Below are 2788 nucleotides of genomic sequence, written 5' to 3'. Positions count from 1 at the left end.
GGCTCGCCGGGGTGGCGCTCACCCTGCTCGGCCCGATCGGCCCGACCATGGGCACCAACCTGATCATCGACGCCTTCCTGGTCGTCGTGGTCGGCGGGATCGGTCAGCTCAAGGGCAGCGTGATCGTCGCCTTCGCCCTCGGGGTCCTCCAGGCCACCGGGGAGTACCTCACGACCCTCAGCGTCGCCAAGGTGATCGTCTTCGTGGCGATCGTCGCGTTCCTCCAGTGGCGGCCACAGGGCCTGTTCACCCTGCGGACCAGGAGCCTCGCATGACCGCCGTGACACCCGCGCCGCCGAGCACCGCCGGCGCACCGGCCCCGGACGACATCGCCCCTGCGAGCCGGTCCGGTGGCCGGTCCCGGCTGCGCGCGGCCGCGGGGTTCGCGTTCGGCGCGGCGCTGCTGTTCGCCGTCGCGCCGCTGGCGCTGTCGGACTTCCGGCTGGCCCTGCTCGCCAAATACCTGTGCGTCGCGATGGTGGCCGTCGGCATCGGCATCGCCTGGGGGCGCGGCGGCATGCTCACCCTCGGCCAGGGCGTCTTCTTCGGCCTGGGCGGCTACGCGATGGCCATGCACCTCAAGCTCGCCGACGCGGGCCCCGGTGGGATGCCCGACTTCATGCAGCTGTACGGGCAGCTCGACGAACTGCCGGTCTGGTGGCGGCCGTTCGCCAGCCCGTGGTTCGCGCTGCCGGCCACGGTGCTGCTGCCGATGGCCGTCGCGTTCGGGCTCGGCTCACTGGTGTTCCGCCGCCGGGTGCGGGGCGCGTACTTCGCCATCCTCAGCCAGGCGCTCGCCGCCGCCATGGTGATCCTGTTGATCGGCCAGCAGGGGACCACCGGCGGCACCAACGGGCTCACCGACATCCAGGGCTTCTTCGGTTACGACCTGGACGACCCGGTCAACCAGCGGATGGTCTACTTCATCATCGCCGGCGTCCTGCTCGCGCTGCTCGCGCTGGCCCGCCAGATCGTCCACAGCCGCTACGGGGAACTGCTGGTGGCGGTGCGGGACAGCGAGGAGCGGGTCCGCTTCCTCGGCTACGACCCGGCGTCGGTCAAGCTCGTCGCCTACGTGGTGGCGGCGGGTATGGCGGGCCTCGCCGGCGCGCTGTTCGTGCCGGCGGTGGGCATCATCTCGCCCGCCCTCATCGGCATCGTCCCGTCGATCGAGTTCGTCATCGGTGTGGCGGTGGGCGGCCGGGCCACGCTGCTCGGGCCGGTGCTCGGCGCGGTGGCGGTGGCCTGGGCGCGTACCGCCCTCTCCGAACGTTTCCCGGGCACCTGGACGTACCTGCAGGGTCTGCTCTTCGTGGTGGTCGTGGCGTTCCTTCCCGGCGGCCTGGCGTCGCTGTGGGCGCTGGCCCGCCGCCGCGCCGAGCGGGCGGAGGTGCACCAGTGAGCGACGACCGGCTGGACGGGCTGTCCGTCCGTGACGTGCGGGTCAGCTTCGACGGCTTCACCGCCGTCGACGGCGTCTCGCTGGAGGTGCCCGCCGGTGACATCCGGTTCCTGATCGGGCCGAACGGCGCCGGCAAGACCACCCTCGTCGACGCGATCACCGGTCTGGTGCGGGCCACCGGCTCGGTGCGCTTCGGCGACCAGGAGCTGCTGGGTCGCCCGGTGCACCGGATCAGCCGGCTCGGCGTCGGCCGGACGTTCCAGACGTCGACGGTCTTCGAGGAGCTGTCGGTCGTGCAGAACCTCGACATCGCCGCGGGCGCCCGCCGGAGCTGGGCCACCCTGGCCCGGCGCCGGCGGGGGATCCCCGACGAGGTGGCCGCCGCGCTGGAGACCATCGGGCTGGCCGGCCGGGCCGACCAGCTCGCCGGCACGCTCGCGCACGGCCAGAAGCAGTGGCTGGAGATCGGCATGCTGCTGGTGCAGGACGCGCGGCTGCTGCTGCTCGACGCGCCGGTCGCCGGGCTGAGGCACGTGGAGCGCGACGCCACGGGCGCCCTGCTGGAGACGGTGAGCCGGGATCGCACGGTGGTGGTGATCGAGCACGACATGGACTTCCTGCGTCGCTTCGCGCGCAGCGTCACCGTGCTGCACGCGGGGAGGGTGCTCAGCGAGGGCACCGTGGCGCAGGTCCAGGCGGACCCGCGCGTGCAGGAGGTCTACCTCGGCCACCCGGTCGACGCCGGGTCGGTCCCCAGCGGTCTGGAGGCATGATGCTGACCCTGCGTGGGGTGCACGCCGGATACGGGCGTTCCCGGGTGCTGCACGGCGTGGACCTCGCCGTCCCGCCCGACGGGGTGGCCGCGGTGCTCGGGCACAACGGCGCCGGCAAGAGCACCCTGCTGCGGGTCGCGGCGGGCCTGCTGCGCCCGAGCGCCGGCACCGTCGAGCTGGACGGCGAGGACGTCACCCGTCTCGCGCCGCACGAGCGGGTGGCGCGTGGCATGGCGTACGTCCCGCAGGGCCAGCAGTGCTTCCCGCACCTGACGGCGGCGGAGAACCTGCGCCTCGTCGCCGATGCCCGGCGCGACGGCGCGGTGGCGACGGCGGAGGCGCTGGACCTGTTCCCGGCGCTGCGTCCGCTGCTGCGGCGGCGGGCCGGGCTCCTCTCCGGCGGCCAGCGTCAGCAACTCGCCATCGCCCGCGCGTTGATCACCCGGCCCCGGCTGCTCATGCTCGACGAGCCGACCGAGGGCATCCAGCCGTCGGTGGTCGCCGAGATCCAGGAGCGGATCGTCGAGCTGACCCGGCAGTCCGGCTTCAGCGTGCTGCTCGTCGAGCAGCATCTCGGGTTCGCGCTGCGGGTGGCGAACCGCTATCACGTCCT

General features: G+C 73.4%; 3 protein-coding genes and 1 pseudogene. All 4 read left to right on the top strand.

All coding sequences use genetic code 11. The annotated features are described in order from the left end of the window. Positions 1-275, top strand: a pseudogene (locus KBX39_RS28055) (urea ABC transporter permease subunit UrtB); the annotation flags it as partial. Next, positions 272-1402: an urea ABC transporter permease subunit UrtC gene (urtC, locus tag KBX39_RS28050; RefSeq protein WP_210873403.1), complete on the top strand. Its 1131-nt coding sequence runs from the start codon at positions 272-274 to the stop codon at positions 1400-1402. The pseudogene KBX39_RS28055 and the gene urtC, both read left to right, overlap by 4 nt. After that, complete coding sequence (urtD, locus tag KBX39_RS28045; RefSeq protein WP_210873401.1) at positions 1399-2175, top strand: urea ABC transporter ATP-binding protein UrtD; 777 nt, start codon at positions 1399-1401, stop codon at positions 2173-2175. The genes urtC and urtD overlap by 4 nt, the downstream gene beginning before the upstream one ends. Then, on the top strand, positions 2175-2788 hold a 614-nt coding region (locus tag KBX39_RS28040; RefSeq protein WP_210873399.1), incomplete at its 3' end, for an ATP-binding cassette domain-containing protein. The genes urtD and KBX39_RS28040, both read left to right, overlap by 1 nt.

This window comes from Micromonospora sp. D75 (genome assembly GCF_018070405.1).
GTDB classification, from domain to species: Bacteria; Actinomycetota; Actinomycetes; order Mycobacteriales; family Micromonosporaceae; genus Micromonospora; species Micromonospora chalcea.
Note: the sequence above shows the minus strand (reverse complement) of the source record. Positions and strands in the feature narration are given on the sequence as shown.

Coding starts and splice junctions, on each gene's coding strand:
- urtC (WP_210873403.1), top strand. CDS start 272: ATGACCGCCGTGACACCCGCGCCGCCGAGCACCGCCGGCGCACCGGCC.